The organism is Martelella sp. HB161492 (assembly GCF_013184775.1).
In the GTDB taxonomy this organism is placed as follows: Bacteria; Pseudomonadota; Alphaproteobacteria; order Rhizobiales; family Rhizobiaceae; genus Martelella.
Genome location: NZ_JAATVV010000015.1, coordinates 50244 through 65595, shown reverse-complemented (window position 1 = coordinate 65595; position 15352 = coordinate 50244). Strand labels below are relative to the sequence as shown.

The following is a 15352-nucleotide window of genomic DNA, read 5'->3' as shown; positions in this document are numbered from 1 at the left end:
GTATAGCCCTGCGCCAGAAAATTGAATTATATTGTTTATTTACAATATGATATTTTATATTCGCGGCAACATCCAGATGGCGGACATATCCGGGCCCGGCTCGACGGCAGGTCACGGGCTGGTCAGCGGCACAACGCGTGCCGGGGCCGCAGCAAAGCCCGCGGCGATATCGTCACCTGCCTGAGGCGCGCATTTCTTGAAATCTATATTTCATATTTTAATTCAATAGTTTAATGTATTTATTGTGTTTTCTTCCCGCAATGGACGGGTCTTGCAAAGGCGCGGAACATCCGCTAATCGTTTCCTATAGGAAATATTTTTACGATAGGTAGTGAAGTTCCATATGGCCGCCATCGACGCAATGGATCAGACGCGACAAGCCATTTCATTTGCTCATCTTGAAGCTCTGCTGGAAGCGGTCTTTCTGAAAGCCGGCGCGGCGGCGGGCGTTGCCCGCATTCTGGCCGAGAACTGCGCCGGCTGCGAGCGCGACGGTGCGCTTTCTCATGGCATTTTCCGCATTCCCGGCTATCTCGGATCGATGAAAAGTGGCTGGGTCGACCCGGCGGCAACGCCGGTGGTCGAGCAGGCAGGCGACAGCTTCATCCGCGTTGACGCAGCCAATGGCTTTGCCCAGCCGGCCGTTGCCGCGGCCACGGCCCTGGTGATCGAAAAAGCGCGACAGAATGGTGCAGCCGTTCTGGCTGTGCGCAATTCCCATCATTTCAGCGCGCTCTGGCCGGATGTGGAACCTTTTGCACGTCAGGGCCTGCTGGCACTCTCGATGGTCAACAGTTTCCCCTGCGCGGTGGCCTTTGGCGCGCACGAGCCGGTGTTCGGCACCAATCCGGTCGCTTTCGCAGCCCCCTGCGACGGTGCAGACCCGATTGTTGCCGATCTGGCGACCAGCGCCATCGCCAATGGTGATGTCCAGATCGCGGCACGCGAGGGCAAGGCACTGCCGCCTGATCACGGTGTTGACCGCCACGGCCAGCCAACGACCGATCCGAAAGCCGTGCTGGACGGCGGGGCGCTGCTGACCTTCGGCGGTTACAAGGGTGCGGCGATTTCGATGATGATCGAGCTGTTCTGCGCAGCGCTGACGGGCGGGAAATTTTCCTTCGAGGTCGACTGGTCAGCCCATCCGGGTGCCGAAACGCCGCATACCGGCCAGCTGATCATCGTGATCGACCCCGATGCGGGACGACCATCATCGCATTTTGCGATGCGGGCACGGCAATTTGTCGACCGGCTGGAAGCGGCCGGCGCCTCCCGGCTGCCCGGCGAGAGGCGCTATCGCAATCGCAGGCAGTCTATTGAAAAGGGCATTCTGATCAGAAACACTGATCTTCGGCGGCTGCAGCAGCTTGCTGGCGGCGCGGCGGCAGCAAAGACCCGGCCCTGACGGGAAATGAGGCTCCCGGGCGTCAAGGCGGCTCCACCTGATGCGGCTTGTTCTTGTCCGGACAGCCTGCAATTTTTGCAGGTATAATTGAACAGTCCGCACGCGCGCGCTATTGCGGCAGGAAACGACATTTTGAAAGGTCTTGATATGGGTGAAAACGGGGGGCAGGGTCGCAGGCAGGTCAGGCATTCTGATCAGGCGCTGGCATTGATCGTGCGGCAGCTTCGTCAGGATGAAGGCCTGAGCTTGGCCGAGCTGGCAGAGCGTAGCGGGCTTGCACCTTCGACGCTTTCGAAAATCGAAAACGGCCAGATGTCGCCGACCTATGAGACCATTCTGTCTCTGGCAGCAGGGCTTGGCGTTGATGTGTCCGAGCTCTTCGCCCACAAGCCCAGTGCGCCGATCTCCGGCCGCCGCGCCATCACCCGCAAAGACGGCGGCGCGAAGATGGAAACGCAGCATTATGAATATGAACTGCTCTGCGCCGATATCGCCAACAAGAAGCTCGTCCCCCTGCTCACCAAGGTGAATGCCCGCTCGGTCGAGGAATTCGTTCCCTTCTCCACCCATGCCGGAGAAGAGTTCATCTATGTTCTCGATGGCAAGCTGACCCTCTTTACCGAGCTCTATGCTCCTTCGGAACTCGAAGCCGGCGACAGTTGCTATTTCGACAGCATGATGGGCCATGCGCTGGTCAGCACATCGCAACAGCCGGCAACGATCCTGTGGGTCTGTTCCAATGTCGTCAGCCCGTTGCGCGGCTGACGGCAATTTTCTGCCTTGAAGGCTTTAGGGTACCCCGGCAAGCGCTTTCGCCCATGCGGGAGCCCAGCCGCCGTGCGCATGCCGCACAGATCCATTCATATATTGAACAAAAATCACATTACGAACATTTCGCTGGCGCCGACCTGATCGTGTTTCTAGGATTGCTCCATGGACGGAGGTTGATCCATGGACAAGACAAGCCCCTCGCTCCGCGCAGCAGTTGCGGAAATTTTTGATGGCGCAACGGTGATGATCGGTGGCTTTGGCGGCGCCGGATCTCCCATTGAGCTCATTCATGCGCTGATAGACCACGGTGCGCGCGATCTCACCGTCATCAACAACAATGCCGGCAACGGCCATGTGGGTCTCGCGGCGCTGATAGAACAGGACCGCGTGGCAAAGATGATCTGCTCGTTTCCGCGCTCGTCCAATGCCACGGTTTTCAACGAGCGCTATCTTTCGAACCGCATCGCGCTTGAACTCGTGCCGCAGGGCACGCTTGCCGAGCGCATCCGCGCCGGTGGCGCCGGCATCCCCGCTTTTTACACCCCGACAGGCTTTGGTACGGAACTGGCGGAGGGCAAGCCGGTGGCGGAGTTCGACGGCCGCTCTTACGTGCAGGAACGCTGGCTGAAGGCCGATTTCGCCCTGATCAAGGCGGAATGCGCTGACCTCCACGGCAATCTCTCCTTTCGGATGGCCGCGCGGAATTTCGCACCCCTGATGGCGATGGCCGCAAGCCGGACCATTGTTCAGGCGAGCCACATCGTGCCCCCGGGTGAGATCAATCCCGAACAGGTGATCACGCCGGGTATTTTTGTCGACACGGTGGTTCATGTTCCAGACCCCGCCCAGGAAGAGATCCTGACCCGAAAGGAGGCACATTATCCATGACCGATATCGCAGCGATAAAGCTTTCCAATGCAAAGATTGCCTGGCGCGCGGCACAGGACATTGAAGACGGCGCCTATGTCAATCTCGGGATCGGTTTCCCCGAAATGGTGGCCCGCTTCCAGCCTTCAGGACGGCAGGCGATTTTCCATACCGAAAATGGCGTGCTCGATTTCGGCGGCAGCCCGCCCGAAGGCGAGGAGGACTGGGATCTGATCAATGCCGGGAAACGCGCCATCACGCTGAAACCCGGCACCGCCTTTTTCCACCATGCCGACAGCTTTGCCATGGTGCGCGGCGGCCATCTCGATGTCGCGATCCTCGGCGCCTATGAGGTGGCTGAAAATGGCGACCTTGCCAACTGGTCCACCGGCAAGGGCGGCGTCCCGGCCGTCGGTGGCGCCATGGATCTGGTCCATGGCGCAAAGCGCGTCGCCGTGGTGATGGATCATGTCAGCAAGACCGGTGCGCCGAAATTGATGAAGCGCTGCACGCTGCCGCTGACCGGCATTGGCTGTGTCACCCGCATCTACACGTCGCTGGCCGTGATCGATGTTGTCGACCGCCATTTCGTGCTGCGCGAAAAACTGGCCGCGCTGTCCCTTGATGATCTGCAGGCGGTCACGGGTGCACCGCTCCACATTGACGGCACGGTCGAGGATCTTGCCGTGGCGGAGGTCTGAGCGATGACTGAGGTGTTTATCTGCGACTATATCCGCACGCCGATCGGCCGCTATGGCGGTGCGCTCTCTTCCGTCCGCGCCGATGATCTGGCGGCAATCCCGCTTTCAGCACTGATGGCCCGCAATGACGGCGTCGACTGGGAAGCGATCGACGATGTGATCCTCGGCTGCGCCAATCAGGCGGGTGAGGACAACCGCAATGTCGCCCGCATGGCGCTGCTTCTGGCAGGCCTGCCGCAATCCGTCTCCGGCACGACAATCAACCGGCTGTGCGGCTCCGGCATGGACGCGGTCATCACCGCCGCCCGCGCCATTGCCGCCGGCGAGGCGGAGATCATGCTTGCCGGCGGGGTTGAATCGATGTCGCGGGCGCCCTTTGTCACCGGAAAGGCCGAGAGCGCCTTTGCCCGCAAGGCCGAGATCCACGACACGACCATCGGCTGGCGCTTCGTCAACCCTTTGATGAAGGCGCGCTACGGCGTCGATTCCATGCCGGAAACGGGCGAGAATGTTGCCGAGGACTTCAAGATCAGCCGGGACGATCAGGACATCTTCGCCTTTTCATCGCAGATGAAGGCATGGGCCGCGACCCAGAACGGCCGGCTTGCGCGGGAAATCACGCCCGTTTGCATTCCCCAGCGCAAGGGCGAGCCACGTGTGATCGAGATCGACGAGCATCCGCGCCCCGAGACGACACCCGAGGCCCTCGGCCAGCTGAAGACACCTTTCCGCCCGAACGGCACGGTGACAGCCGGAAATGCCTCCGGCGTCAATGATGGCGCCGCCGCCCTGCTTCTCGCAAACGCGGATGCGGCACAAAAATACGGCCTCACACCGGTTGCCCGGGTTCTGGGTGGTGCGTCGGCCGGGGTCGCACCGCGGATCATGGGATTTGGCCCGGCCATATCGTCAAAGAAACTGATGGCCCGGCTTGGCCTGCGTTCCGACGATTTCGCCGTGATCGAACTCAACGAGGCCTTCGCATCGCAGGCGCTGGCCACATTGCGTGATCTCGGCATTGCCGATGACGATCAAAGGGTCAACAGAAATGGCGGGGCCATCGCGCTCGGTCACCCGCTCGGCATGTCAGGTGCACGGATCACCGGCACCGCGATGCTGGATCTGAAGCCTGGCGAAAAATCACTCTCCGCCATGTGTATCGGGGTCGGTCAGGGCATCTCGATCGCGCTTGAACGCGTTTAGCTGAACGACGCAATCGGAAGACGGACGGGCTGTCTCTGAAACGCCTTCGGCTGGCCTTGATTGCGGTTCAGGCCGGCCGATCCGTTCGACCTTGCCGCAGAGCGTGACCGCTGCGTCAAGCGCCCGACCGGTTGCCACCGTCATCTGCGGCAGGATCATCCATTCAAGGCTCCAGGCGGCGCCGGAACGCTCCTGTTCATGGACAAGCGCCTGATGCATGCCGGAAAGCTGCACGGCGTTGAAGCGGGCGAGCGTCACCAGCAGTTCAGCGAGAACCGGATTATTCTTCTCCGGCATGGCGGAGGATGAGCCGCCGCCGACAAGTGCAATCTCGTCAAGACCCTGCTGCGCCATCAGTGCGATATCCTGCCCCATCTTGCCAAGCGTCCCGGTGATCAGCGAGAGCGTGGCTGCATAGTCGGCAATACCGTCGCGCATGGCATGCCAGGCCTTGGCCGTCGGCTTGAGGCCAAGTGTTGACGCCACGTCCGCAACAATCCGGTCAGCCTTGTCCCCCAGCGCCGCGCGGTCACCGGCAGCGCCGCCAATCTGAACCCGTTCGACGCGTTTCCTGAGCGCCTCCAGCCGCTCGGCATGTTCGGCAAGCGGCATCTGCCATGTCCTGAGCCTGTCACGGACAGCGATGATGCGCGCCGCCTGCATGCGTGTCCGCCCCATCATCGGCTTCTGGCCAAAACGGTCATCAAGCCCGGCAAGCGCCGTTCTCAGCGTGGAGATCCGTCGCAGCAGAATATCGGTGACGTCTTTCAGCGTCAGGGCAAGGGCCGTATCCACCACATCCTGAGAGGTCGCCCCCTTATGCACGGCTTCGGCGGGCGCAATGCCCTTGAGATATCGGACCAGCGCCGGCACCGGCACGCCGTCTTCGGCCATGCCGGCGCGCAGCCGGCAGGGCTCGATGGTGGCGGTCTCGATGATCCCTGCCGCCGTTTCTGCCGCCTGCCGGTCGAACAGACCGGCATGCCCCATCGCCCGGCTCCATGCCGCTTCGAATGTCAGCATGTGGCGCAGCTGGCGTTCCCCCGACCAGAGATTTTCGATGGCCTGATCGCCAAAATAGCCTCCGAGCCATGGGTGGCTGAAAACCGAAACCGACATGGGTCGCTCCTTTTCGCCTGGGCGTTCATCCGGGCAGCGCAGCATTTTCACGCGCCCTGCCCGCTCTCGTCAGATGTCGAGAAACACCGTTTCGCCTTCCCCCTGCAGCCTGATATCGAAACGATACTGGCCGGGGCCGGTCTTTTTCGCAATCAGCGTCGGAATGCGGACCTTCAGTTCGATCGCATTCAGCAGCGGATCGGCGCTGTTATCCTCGTCGTCGAAATAGATGCGGGTGTTGAGACCGATATTGATGCCGCGCGCGACAATCCAGAGCGAGATATGCGGCGCTGACCATTTGCCGCCCCGGCCCGAAAAACCACCCGGCTTGACGGTCCGCAGCCTGTATTCGCCACTCACGCCGTCGGCGGCGAAACGGCAAAGGCCGGAGACGGCCGGATCGGCGCCCGGCTGACCGGGAAACAGGCCGCCTGCATCCGGTTGCCAGCTTTCAAGCATCGCATCCCGCAACGCCGTGCCCGTGCCGTCGAAGACGGAACCAGAGATTTCGATGATCTCGCCTGTCACGCCATCGGCGATCGGACTGGTGCCGATCTCCTCGTCATAGGCACCGGCATTGCCGGCAAAGGTCGGCATGCAGCCGATATGGACGTAAGGCCCGGCCGTCTGTGACGGCGTTTCCGAAAGATTGTTCAGCGATTGCACCATCTCACAAGCCCTCCAGACGGTTTTCGAACATGGTCTGACGCCGTCCGCGGAGCACGATGTCAAATTTATAGGCAAGGAAATCGAGTGGCCGGGCCATGGTCATATCAAGCGGCGCCACCAGGCGATCGAGATTGCTGCGCTCGCGGATCGTATTGGCGATCGGACAAAGCGCGATCAGCGGATCCCCCTCGAAATACATCTGGGTGATCAGCCGCTGGCCGAATGAATGGCCATAGACCGAGATATGGATATGCATCGGCCGCCAGTCATTGGCGCGATTGGGCCAGGGATAGGCGCCGGGCCGGATCGTCAGAAACTGATACTGGCCCTGATCATCGGTGAGAGCCCGGCCGCAGCCACCGAAATTCGGATCGAGCGGTGCAAAATAGGTATCCTTCACATGCCGGTACCGGCCACCGGCATTGGCCTGCCAGATCTCGATCAGCGTATTGGGAACCGCACGCCCGCGCTCATCGAGCACACGGCCGTAAACGAGGATACGCTCGCCCACGGCAGGGGCCGCACCCTTCGACCAGTTGAGGATCAGGTTATTGTCCAGCGCCCCGAAGCGGTTATGGCCGAAGACCGGCCCGGTCTCCTCGGACGGACCGCTTTCCAGCGACAGGAGCGGCAGGCTCGGTGAACGCGTCACCGAGGTCTTGTAGTCCGGCGCATAGGCCGGGGGATGCACCGCGCGATTGCGCGGCACAAGCGCGCCGAGATCAGTCATCGTCTTCCTCCTCCATCGCGGCAAAGGTTGCCTTTGCCAGTTTCAGCGCGTGGTTGGCGCGCGGCACGCCGGCATAGATCGCCACGTGCTGAAAGGCCTCCACCACATCCTGCGGGCTGGCGCCCGTGCGGCGGGTCGCCCGGATATGCATCGGGATTTCCTCGAAATTGCCGGTCGCCGCCAGAAGAGCGAGCGTCAGCATGGAACGCTCGCGCCGGCTGATCGCATCGGAGGCCCAGACATTGCCCCAGGCGCTTTCGGTAATCAGGGTCTGAAATGCATCATCAAGCGGTGTCCTCGCCGCCTCGGCGCGCTCAACATGCGCGTCTCCCAGCACAGCACGTCGGACCCGCATGCCATTGGCATAACGGTCAGTCATGGCTTTCTCCTCCGCATTCGTTTTGCCATGGAAACCCTGTCGAAAAAATTATATTTATCGGAAAAACGCATAACCCATAGGTTAAGGATGATTGATCCCCGCATTCGCATGCGCCATCTCCGCTGCTTTCTCGAAACCGCCCGTGGCGGCTCGCTGAGCGCGGCGGCGGCCAGTCTTCATGTCAGCCAGCCGGCGGCATCGAAAACGATCCGTGAGCTGGAAGATATCCTCAACGTCACCCTGTTTGCGCGCAGTTCGCGTCGCCTGACGCTCACACCCGCAGGTAAGACGTTCCAGCAGCATGTCGGCGCTGCCTTTATCGATCTTGGCCGGGCGGAGGATCTGGTGCGCGAACGCCCGGTGAGGCGCACCAGGCTGATCGTCGGCGCCCTGCCGACCGCCTCGACTGATCTGGTGCCGCGCGCCGCCCTCAGCCTTCACGACACGGCGCCGGAATGCATGCTGCGGGTAACGACCGGGCCGAACTGGCTTTTGCTGTCGCAGCTGCGCGAAGGGACACTCGATATGGTCGTCGGCCGCATGGCCGGCGCCCAGGTGATGGAAGGCCTGTCCTTCCGCCCGCTGGCAAGCGAACCGATCATCGCCGTCGTCCGGCCAGATCATCCGCTCGCCGGAAAGCCCCCCGACGCCACGGCCCTTGCCGCCTTCCCGCTGATGCTGCCGCCACCGGGCGCGGTGATCGCGCCGCTCGTCAGCGCCTATCTTCATTCCATTGGCCTGACGCGCCCCGAACCGGCCTACGAGAGCGTCAGTCTCTCCTTCGGCCGCCGCGTCGTACTCTTGTCCGACACGGTCTGGTTCATTTCCGAGGGCGTCGTGCGCGATGAACTGTCGCGCGGCCTGCTCACGAAAATGGCGATCGAGGACAATCTGCTCAGCGGCCCTGTCGGCGTCTCGATGCGGATGAACAGCACCGTAACCGCCGAGCAGAAGCTGTTTCTCGAAGCGCTGGTCCACGCCGCCGAGAGCCTCAGCCATCAACAGGCCGATCTTCGACAGGCCGATCATCAATAGGGAAGCCCGATATAGTTTTCGGCAAGATCGCGCCTTGCCGTCTCGGAGCGCTGAAGATGCATGAAGGTCGCCTTGCGCATGGCCGCCGCAAAGCTGTCCTCGCCATCAAAGCGATGCAGCATCAGCGTCATCTGCCAGCTGAAACGCATGGCATTCCAGATTCGGGCAAGCGCGCGCGCCGAATAGCCATCAATGCCCGCACTGGCTTGATGTTTCAGCGCCGGCACCAGGGCCTCCGCGAGATAAAAGACATCGGAGACGGCAAGGTTCAGCCCCTTGGCGCCCGTTGGCGGGACGATATGCGCGGCATCGCCCACCAGAAACAGCCTGCCGTAGCGCAGCGGCTCCGACACGAAAGAGCGTAACGGCGCGATGCTCTTTTCAATGGACGGTCCCGTGACCAGCTGCTGCGCGGCCGCCGCCGGAAGCCGCCGTTTCAGCTCTTCCCAGAACGCCGCATCGCTCCAGTCGTCCGGCCGGTCGGCAAGCGGAACCTGGATATAATAGCGGCTGAGTGTCTGGCTGCGCATCGATGCCAGCGCGAAGCCGCGCTCGGACCCGGCATAGATCAATTCCTCATGGACCGGTGGCGTATGCGCCAGCAGACCGAGCCAGCCGAAGGGATAAATGCGCTCGAATTCACGGCGCTTTTCCGCCGGGATCACCTGTCGGGAGACACCATGGAAACCGTCGCAGCCCGCGACAAAGGCACATTCAAGCCGCCGCCGCTCACCGTCGACCGTGAAGCTGACCGCCGGGCGCGACGTCAGCACATCCTCGATGACGACATCATCAACATCGTGAAAGATCGGCGTGCCGATCGCATCCTGGGCGGCATAGAGGTCGGCGGTAATTTCCGTCTGACCGTAGACCATCACCTTGCGACCGGTAAGTTCCTCGAAATCAATCCTGACGGCAAGCGCATCATGGGATAGAACGCAGCCATTATGGGGAATGCCCTCGCGATCCATGCGCGCGCCAGCGCCGGCCTCCCGGAAAGTTTCAACCGCGCCCCATTCGATAATGCCGGCACGAATGCGCGACAGGACATGGGCCCGCGACGACCGCTCCAGAATGACGGTCGCAATGCCATTGCGGTTCAAAAGCTGTGACAGCAGCAGGCCAGATGGCCCGCCGCCGATGATAACGACTTCAGTGTCCATGAAAGTCTCCTCCCCTTCATGCATGCCTCTGCCTTACGGAATGATACGTTATTCGAATAACTGTTCATTGACAAAACAATTAATTCACCATCTAATCTCACATCAGGGAGATCGGGAGGAGACATGCAGATCGAAGGCAGCGTGGCACTTGTCACCGGCGCCGGTAGCGGACTTGGTGCGGCCACAGCATCAAGGCTTGCGACAAGAGGCGCGAAGATCGTCGCAATTGACCTGTCCGCCGATGCCGCTGCGAAAACGGCTCAGGCAACGGACGGGCTCGGTTTTGCCGGCGATGTCGCCGACAGTGCCCGGATGGAAGCCATTCTTGCCAGCGCCAGCGCCGCCCTCGGCGTGCCGCGCATTGTGGTGTCCTGCGCCGGCATCGGCACGGCAAGCCGTATTCTGCCGCGTGACGGTGCGCTGACAATTGCGTCTTTCGAACAGGCTGTGCGGGTCAATCTGATCGGCACCTATACGGTGATGAATATCTGTGCCCGGGCGATGGCAGCGGCGGAAACCGTTGATGAAGATGGCGCCCGCGGCGTGATCATCAATACCGCCTCCGTTGCCTATGAGGATGGGCAGATCGGCCAGGCGGCCTATGCAGCATCAAAGGGCGGCGTGGCCTCCATGACCCTTCCGGCAGCGCGTGAACTGGCCCGTTTCGGCATCCGGGTGATGACGATTGCGCCGGGACTGTTCGAGACAGGCATGAGCGCCGGATTGCCGGACGATATCCGCGCCGAAATCCTGCAGGCCGTTCCTTTTCCGTCCCGCATGGGACTGCCTGACGAATATGCCCGGCTTGTCGAACAGATCATCGATAATCCGATGCTGAATGGCTCCGTGATCCGCCTGGATGGCGGGGCACGCATGCCGCCGAAATGAAACGGAATGAAAAGAGAAGCGGACATGGAAACATCCGACACACTGCAGATCGAGATTGACGGACCGGTGGCGACACTGACGATGAACCGGCCTGAGAAACGCAACGCCATGTGCGATGCACTTCTCGAAGCGCTTGACCGGTTTTTCTCGGACCCGCCGAAAGCGGTGCGGGTGGTGATCCTGACGGGTGCCGGCGGTCATTACTGCTCCGGGCTCGATCTTTCCGAACATGTTGCACGCGATGCCGAAACGACCATGTATCACTCCCGCAACTGGCACCGGGTGATGGAGCGAATCCAGTTTTCCGGCCTGCCGGTGGTCTCGGCCATGTTCGGTGCGGTGATTGGCGGCGGGCTGGAACTTGCCTCCGCCACCCATGTGCGCATCGCCGAACCCTCGACGATTTTCCAGCTGCCGGAGGGCATGCGCGGAATCTTTGTCGGTGGTGGCGCCACGGTCGGCGTCGGCCGCATTCTCGGCGCCGACCGGATGCGCGAAATGATGCTGACCGGCCGCAAATATGGCGCGGAGGACGGCCTGCGCCTCGGCCTGACCCATTACAGCGTCGGCGATGGCGAGGCGATGGACCTGGCCCGCAAACTCGCTGGCAGGATCGCCCGCAATGCCGGGCTCTCGAATTACATGATGATCCAGGCGATCAGCCGGATCGCCGATATGTCGCGCGCCGACGGACTTTTTACCGAGAGCCTCTGCGCCGCCCTTTCCCAGACAAGCGCTGATGCCGAGGAGGGCCTCAACGCATTTCTGGAAAAACGCGCACCGGTCTTTCGTTAGGCCGATCCGCAGACCTGGCCTTGAGGAGGGCCGGGATGCATGCCCGCCGCAGCCGCAGGAGCCTGATCTCGCTTGTGCTCTGGACGTCTGCGCGGTTTTGACATGCCGAAGCCTCTGCTTTGCTCCAGCGGGCCGCAGCGGTTTCGGATCAACCGGTTCTGGGAGGAGTACCGACATGACAAACAGCCTGAAAATGACCCGCCGCACGGCACTTGCAGCCTTGGGTGCAACGCTTGCGGCCCCCGCCTTTCTGCGCCAGGCCCATGCGGCCGAGGTGACCCTGAAACTGCATCACTTTTTGCCCGCCATGGCACCGATCCAGAAGAATTTCTTCGAGATCTGGGCCGCGGAACTCGCCGATGCATCGGGTGGCGCGATCGAAGTGCAGCTCTATCCATCCATGCAGCTTGGCGGCGCGGCACCGCAACTTGCCGATCAGGCGCGCCAGGGCATTGTCGACATTGCCTGGACATTGCCGGTCTATACGCCAGACCGCTATCCGGTCGCTGAAACAATGGCCCTGCCCTTCATGGTGACAGATGCCGCCAAGACCTCGATCGTCATGGACCAGCTGATGCGCGAATTCGGCATGGCCGAATATAAGGGCATGACGCCGCTTGCTTTCCACACCCATGCAGGCGGAAAACTGCACACACGCAATACGCCGATCCTGTCCAAGGCCGATATGGCGGGCCGGAAGCTGCGCGCGCCCAACCAGTCCACCGGCGCGCTCCTGACCGAACTCGGCGCCGATGTCGTCTTCTTCCCGGTCACGGAGATGGTGGTCGGCCTGTCCAATGGCGTGATTGACGGTTGCTGCCTGCCCTATGAGGTCGTCCCGGCCTACAAGCTGCAGGAACTGACCGAGTTCTCCGCAGCCCCGGCCCCAGGGGCACGCGGTCTCTACACCAACACCTTTGCCCTGGTGATGAATGAGCGGCGCTATGAAGGCCTTCCGGATGATCTGCGCAAGGTGATCGATGATCATTCCGGTCCGTCGCTCTCAAAGCGCATGGGTGAAAACTTCGATCAGTTCGAAGCCGCCGGAAGGGCCGTGGTGGAAGCGAATGGCAACACGATCGTCGAGATCCCGAGCGAGGAAATCGCGATGTGGCGCACGGCTTCCGAACCGATTGTCGCCGCCTGGCAGAGCAAGCTCGATGACAAGGGCTATGACGGTGCGGCAATCCTGAAACGCGCCAATGAACTGCTGGATCAGGGCTGAAAATGGCTGAGACCAAACCAGCCGAGTTGAAGGCGGCGGGGGACTTGCGTCCCCGCTTCCTCTGGCTCTATCGGCTCAGCCTTGTCTCGGCAGGCCTTGGCGGCCTGGCCGCCTTTGCCGCCGCCATCATGGTCACCATCTCGGTTCTGCTGCGCGCGCTCGGGCTTGGCGGCATACGCGGCGATTTCGAGGCCATGCAGCTTGTCTGCGCCGCCTGTGCGTCGCTGTTTCTGCCGCTGTGCCAATACAGCAAGGGCCATGTGATGGTGGACCTGTTCACCACATGGATGCCAACACGCGGCCAGCGCCGTCTGGATGGTCTCTGGACACTGCTGTTCGCCGCTGCCTGGGCCATCTTAAGCTGGCGTCTCTGCCACGGCATGCTGACCATGCTGGATTATGGCGACAGAACAATGCTGCTGAACTTCCCCGTCTGGATGATCTATCTGCCAGCCATTATCGGAACCGGCCTTTCAGCGATCATCGCGCTGGCGACCGGGATTGACGATCTGCGTGCGCGCCGGCCGGTGTGGCAGACGACGGAGGTGTCGTGATGACACCGATGGTGATTGCCATATTGATGATTGTCGTGCTGCTGGCGCTGATCTTCCTGCGCATGCCGATCGCGCTTGCTATGGGTGGGGTCGGAGCCGTCGGCTACATGCTGCTGTCGACGCCGCAAAGCCTGCTTTTTTACATCGATACCGCCTGGGTCGACAAATTCACGTCCTATGAGCTTGCGATCGTGCCGCTCTTCATCCTGATGGGCCATATCGCCACCCGCTCCGGCATTTCGGCACGGCTATTCTCCGCATCGAATGCCTGGGTCGGCCATTTTCGTGGCGGGCTCGCCATGGCGGCGGTTGCCGGTTGTGCCATGTTCGGCTCGATTTCGGGATCATCGCTGGCAACCGCATCGACCATGGCCCGCGTCGCCCTGCCGGAAATGCGCCGCCATGGCTATGCCGGCGCACTCTCGGCCGGATCACTGGCTGCCGGCGGCACGCTCGGCATTCTGATCCCGCCCTCGGTCGTGCTGATCATCTATGCGCTCCTGACGGAGCAGAATATCGTCAAGCTGTTTCTCGCCGCGACCATACCGGCAACACTCGCGGTCATCGGCTTTTTCATTGCCATCGCCCTTTATGTCCGGCTTTTCCCCGATCAGGGCCCGGATCATGAACCGGTGCCCTTCGGCCAACGCATCCGGGCGACACTCGGCATCTGGCACATTGTCGGCATCTTCGTCGTCGTTCTGGGCGGCATTTATGGCGGCTTCTTCACCCCTGCCGAGGGCGCCTCCATCGGCGTCGTGCTGACGCTGATCGTCGGCGTCGTGACCGGCGGCCTCGGTTTCCGCGATATTATCGGATCGCTGATCGATACGGCGGCATCCTCGGCGATGATCTTCGCCATCGTCTTCGGCGCCGATATCTTCAACGTCGCGCTGGCGCTCAGCCGCATGCCGAGCGACATCGCCGCCTGGTTCGGCACGGCCGGTCTTTCGCCGATGGTGGTGATGCTGGCAATCGTGGTCTTCTACCTGATCATGGGCTGCGTCATGGACAGCCTGTCGATGATCCTGCTGACGGTTCCGGTGTTCTTCCCGACCATCATGGCGCTGGATTTCGGCATGACGCCGGAACATACCGCGCTCTGGTTCGGCATCATCACGCTGGTGGTGGTGGAAGTCGGCATGATCACGCCACCGGTCGGCATGAACCTTTTCGTCATTTCATCAATGGCGAAACACATACCCCTGCGCTCCATTTTTATCGGCACGGTGCCCTTTATCCTGTCGGAGATGCTGCGCATCATCCTATTGATCAGTTTCCCGGCTCTGAGCTTCTGGCTGGTGGATCTGGTTGCACGATAGCAAGAGGAAGAGAAACGATGAGCGAGACTGCAAGGATGAAACCCACACAGCAGGATAGCGCCACAGGACCAAGCGACGACATTCTGCGCGAGTTCATCGGCTACAACATGAAGCGCGCCTTCCTGCTGATCCGTGACGACATGCGCCGTGTGCTGGAGCCGCTCGGCCTCAAGATCATGGATTTCTCCGTCCTGTCGATCATCGTCGAAAATCCGGACATCTCGCAGACCCAGCTGAGCCAGGCGCTGAAACTGGAACGCTCCGGCATGGTCGTGCTTGTCGACGCACTGGAAGATGCCGAGCTGATTTCGCGCAACCGCGTTCCCGGCGACCGCCGCACCTACGCGCTGCGGGCCACACCGAAGGGCAGACGGCTGTTTGAAAAGGCCCGGCAGACGGTGCGCGACCATGAAACGGCACTCTTTGCCGGCACGCTCGACGCCAATGAACAGAACCTGCTGCGCGATCTTCTGCGCCGCATCGGCACTGGCTCCTGAGCGGCTAAAGGGCGGGTAAGGCCATCTGC

17 protein-coding genes are annotated in these 15352 nt (G+C 61.6%); 12 read left to right on the top strand and 5 right to left on the bottom strand.

From position 1 onward, the window contains the following. Positions 1-343 precede the first annotated feature (343 nt). The 5 genes from HCK86_RS21025 to pcaF all read left to right on the top strand — a co-directional run bounded on the left by HCK86_RS21025 (position 344) and on the right by pcaF (position 4947). Positions 344-1405, top strand: a complete 1062-nt coding sequence (locus HCK86_RS21025; protein WP_176086448.1) for an Ldh family oxidoreductase — start codon at positions 344-346, stop codon at positions 1403-1405. Between the two features lie 132 nt (positions 1406-1537). Then, positions 1538-2170 (top strand): XRE family transcriptional regulator, encoded by a 633-nt coding sequence (locus HCK86_RS21020; protein WP_246739711.1) that lies wholly within the window; start codon positions 1538-1540, stop codon positions 2168-2170. A 186-nt stretch (positions 2171-2356) separates the two neighbouring features. Beyond that, complete coding sequence (locus HCK86_RS21015; RefSeq protein WP_176086447.1) at positions 2357-3064, top strand: 3-oxoacid CoA-transferase subunit A; 708 nt, start codon at positions 2357-2359, stop codon at positions 3062-3064. After that, a complete protein-coding gene (locus HCK86_RS21010) occupies positions 3061-3744 on the top strand; it encodes a 3-oxoacid CoA-transferase subunit B (protein ID WP_176086446.1) in 684 nt (227 codons plus the stop codon). Before HCK86_RS21015 ends, HCK86_RS21010 begins: the two co-directional genes overlap by 4 nt. Before the next feature lie 3 nt (positions 3745-3747). After that, a complete protein-coding gene (gene pcaF / locus HCK86_RS21005) occupies positions 3748-4947 on the top strand; it encodes a 3-oxoadipyl-CoA thiolase (protein WP_176086445.1) in 1200 nt (399 codons plus the stop codon). Here the strand turns inward: pcaF and HCK86_RS21000 are convergent. The 4 genes from HCK86_RS21000 to pcaC form a co-directional block, all read right to left on the bottom strand. Further along, positions 4885-6066, bottom strand: coding sequence for a 3-carboxy-cis,cis-muconate cycloisomerase (locus HCK86_RS21000; RefSeq protein ID WP_176086444.1), 1182 nt, complete (start codon positions 6064-6066; stop codon positions 4885-4887). The two genes, pcaF and HCK86_RS21000, sit on opposite strands and share 63 nt — an antisense overlap. 69 nt (positions 6067-6135) lie before the next feature. Continuing rightward, complete coding sequence (pcaG, locus tag HCK86_RS20995; protein ID WP_176086443.1) at positions 6136-6735, bottom strand: protocatechuate 3,4-dioxygenase subunit alpha; 600 nt, start codon at positions 6733-6735, stop codon at positions 6136-6138. A gap of 1 nt (position 6736) precedes the next feature. Continuing rightward, positions 6737-7465, bottom strand: coding sequence for a protocatechuate 3,4-dioxygenase subunit beta (gene pcaH / locus HCK86_RS20990; RefSeq protein WP_176086442.1), 729 nt, complete (start codon positions 7463-7465; stop codon positions 6737-6739). Then, on the bottom strand, positions 7458-7844 hold the full coding sequence (gene pcaC / locus HCK86_RS20985; RefSeq protein WP_176086441.1) for a 4-carboxymuconolactone decarboxylase: 387 nt from the start codon (positions 7842-7844) through the stop codon (positions 7458-7460). The genes pcaH and pcaC overlap by 8 nt, the downstream gene beginning before the upstream one ends. A gap of 87 nt (positions 7845-7931) precedes the next feature. Between pcaC and HCK86_RS20980 the strand changes: the two genes are divergently transcribed. Continuing rightward, entirely contained in the window at positions 7932-8879 is a 948-nt protein-coding gene (locus HCK86_RS20980; protein ID WP_176086440.1) for a LysR substrate-binding domain-containing protein, read from the top strand. Here HCK86_RS20980 and pobA read toward each other — a convergent pair. Further along, the gene (pobA, locus tag HCK86_RS20975) at positions 8873-10042 is read right to left on the bottom strand and encodes a 4-hydroxybenzoate 3-monooxygenase (RefSeq protein ID WP_176086439.1); all 1170 of its coding nucleotides are present in this window, start codon (positions 10040-10042) and stop codon (positions 8873-8875) included. The genes HCK86_RS20980 and pobA overlap by 7 nt on opposite strands. Before the next feature lie 123 nt (positions 10043-10165). Here pobA and HCK86_RS20970 point away from each other — a divergent pair, with 123 nt between their 5' ends. The 6 genes from HCK86_RS20970 (at position 10166) to HCK86_RS20945 (ending at position 15323) form a co-directional block, all read left to right on the top strand. Then, positions 10166-10930 (top strand): SDR family NAD(P)-dependent oxidoreductase, encoded by a 765-nt coding sequence (locus HCK86_RS20970; RefSeq protein ID WP_176086438.1) that lies wholly within the window; start codon positions 10166-10168, stop codon positions 10928-10930. 24 nt (positions 10931-10954) lie between these two features. Further along, on the top strand, positions 10955-11725 hold the full coding sequence (locus HCK86_RS20965) for a crotonase/enoyl-CoA hydratase family protein (protein WP_210259989.1): 771 nt from the start codon (positions 10955-10957) through the stop codon (positions 11723-11725). 175 nt (positions 11726-11900) lie between these two features. Beyond that, complete coding sequence (locus HCK86_RS20960; RefSeq protein WP_210259988.1) at positions 11901-12950, top strand: TRAP transporter substrate-binding protein; 1050 nt, start codon at positions 11901-11903, stop codon at positions 12948-12950. A 2-nt stretch (positions 12951-12952) separates the two neighbouring features. Next, positions 12953-13504, top strand: a complete 552-nt coding sequence (locus HCK86_RS20955; RefSeq protein ID WP_176086436.1) for a TRAP transporter small permease — start codon at positions 12953-12955, stop codon at positions 13502-13504. Beyond that, positions 13504-14826: a TRAP transporter large permease gene (locus tag HCK86_RS20950; protein ID WP_176086435.1), complete on the top strand. Its 1323-nt coding sequence runs from the start codon at positions 13504-13506 to the stop codon at positions 14824-14826. The genes HCK86_RS20955 and HCK86_RS20950 overlap by 1 nt, the downstream gene beginning before the upstream one ends. 17 nt (positions 14827-14843) lie before the next feature. Continuing rightward, on the top strand, positions 14844-15323 hold the full coding sequence (locus tag HCK86_RS20945; protein WP_246739710.1) for a MarR family transcriptional regulator: 480 nt from the start codon (positions 14844-14846) through the stop codon (positions 15321-15323). Positions 15324-15352: the final 29 nt, after the last annotated feature.

Bases quoted from the DNA above. Each gene is read 5' to 3' on its own strand.
- HCK86_RS21025 (WP_176086448.1), top strand. From the start codon at position 344: ATGGCCGCCATCGACGCAATGGATCAGACGCGACAAGCCATTTCATTT.
- HCK86_RS21015 (WP_176086447.1), top strand. From the start codon at position 2,357: ATGGACAAGACAAGCCCCTCGCTCCGCGCAGCAGTTGCGGAAATTTTT.
- HCK86_RS21010 (WP_176086446.1), top strand. From the start codon at position 3,061: ATGACCGATATCGCAGCGATAAAGCTTTCCAATGCAAAGATTGCCTGG.
- pcaF (WP_176086445.1), top strand. From the start codon at position 3,748: ATGACTGAGGTGTTTATCTGCGACTATATCCGCACGCCGATCGGCCGC.
- HCK86_RS21000 (WP_176086444.1), bottom strand. From the start codon at position 6,066: ATGTCGGTTTCGGTTTTCAGCCACCCATGGCTCGGAGGCTATTTTGGC.
- pcaG (WP_176086443.1), bottom strand. From the start codon at position 6,735: ATGGTGCAATCGCTGAACAATCTTTCGGAAACGCCGTCACAGACGGCC.
- pcaH (WP_176086442.1), bottom strand. From the start codon at position 7,465: ATGACTGATCTCGGCGCGCTTGTGCCGCGCAATCGCGCGGTGCATCCC.
- pcaC (WP_176086441.1), bottom strand. From the start codon at position 7,844: ATGACTGACCGTTATGCCAATGGCATGCGGGTCCGACGTGCTGTGCTG.
- HCK86_RS20980 (WP_176086440.1), top strand. From the start codon at position 7,932: ATGATTGATCCCCGCATTCGCATGCGCCATCTCCGCTGCTTTCTCGAA.
- pobA (WP_176086439.1), bottom strand. From the start codon at position 10,042: ATGGACACTGAAGTCGTTATCATCGGCGGCGGGCCATCTGGCCTGCTG.
- HCK86_RS20970 (WP_176086438.1), top strand. From the start codon at position 10,166: ATGCAGATCGAAGGCAGCGTGGCACTTGTCACCGGCGCCGGTAGCGGA.
- HCK86_RS20965 (WP_210259989.1), top strand. From the start codon at position 10,955: ATGGAAACATCCGACACACTGCAGATCGAGATTGACGGACCGGTGGCG.
- HCK86_RS20960 (WP_210259988.1), top strand. From the start codon at position 11,901: ATGACAAACAGCCTGAAAATGACCCGCCGCACGGCACTTGCAGCCTTG.
- HCK86_RS20955 (WP_176086436.1), top strand. From the start codon at position 12,953: ATGGCTGAGACCAAACCAGCCGAGTTGAAGGCGGCGGGGGACTTGCGT.
- HCK86_RS20950 (WP_176086435.1), top strand. From the start codon at position 13,504: ATGACACCGATGGTGATTGCCATATTGATGATTGTCGTGCTGCTGGCG.
- HCK86_RS20945 (WP_246739710.1), top strand. From the start codon at position 14,844: ATGAGCGAGACTGCAAGGATGAAACCCACACAGCAGGATAGCGCCACA.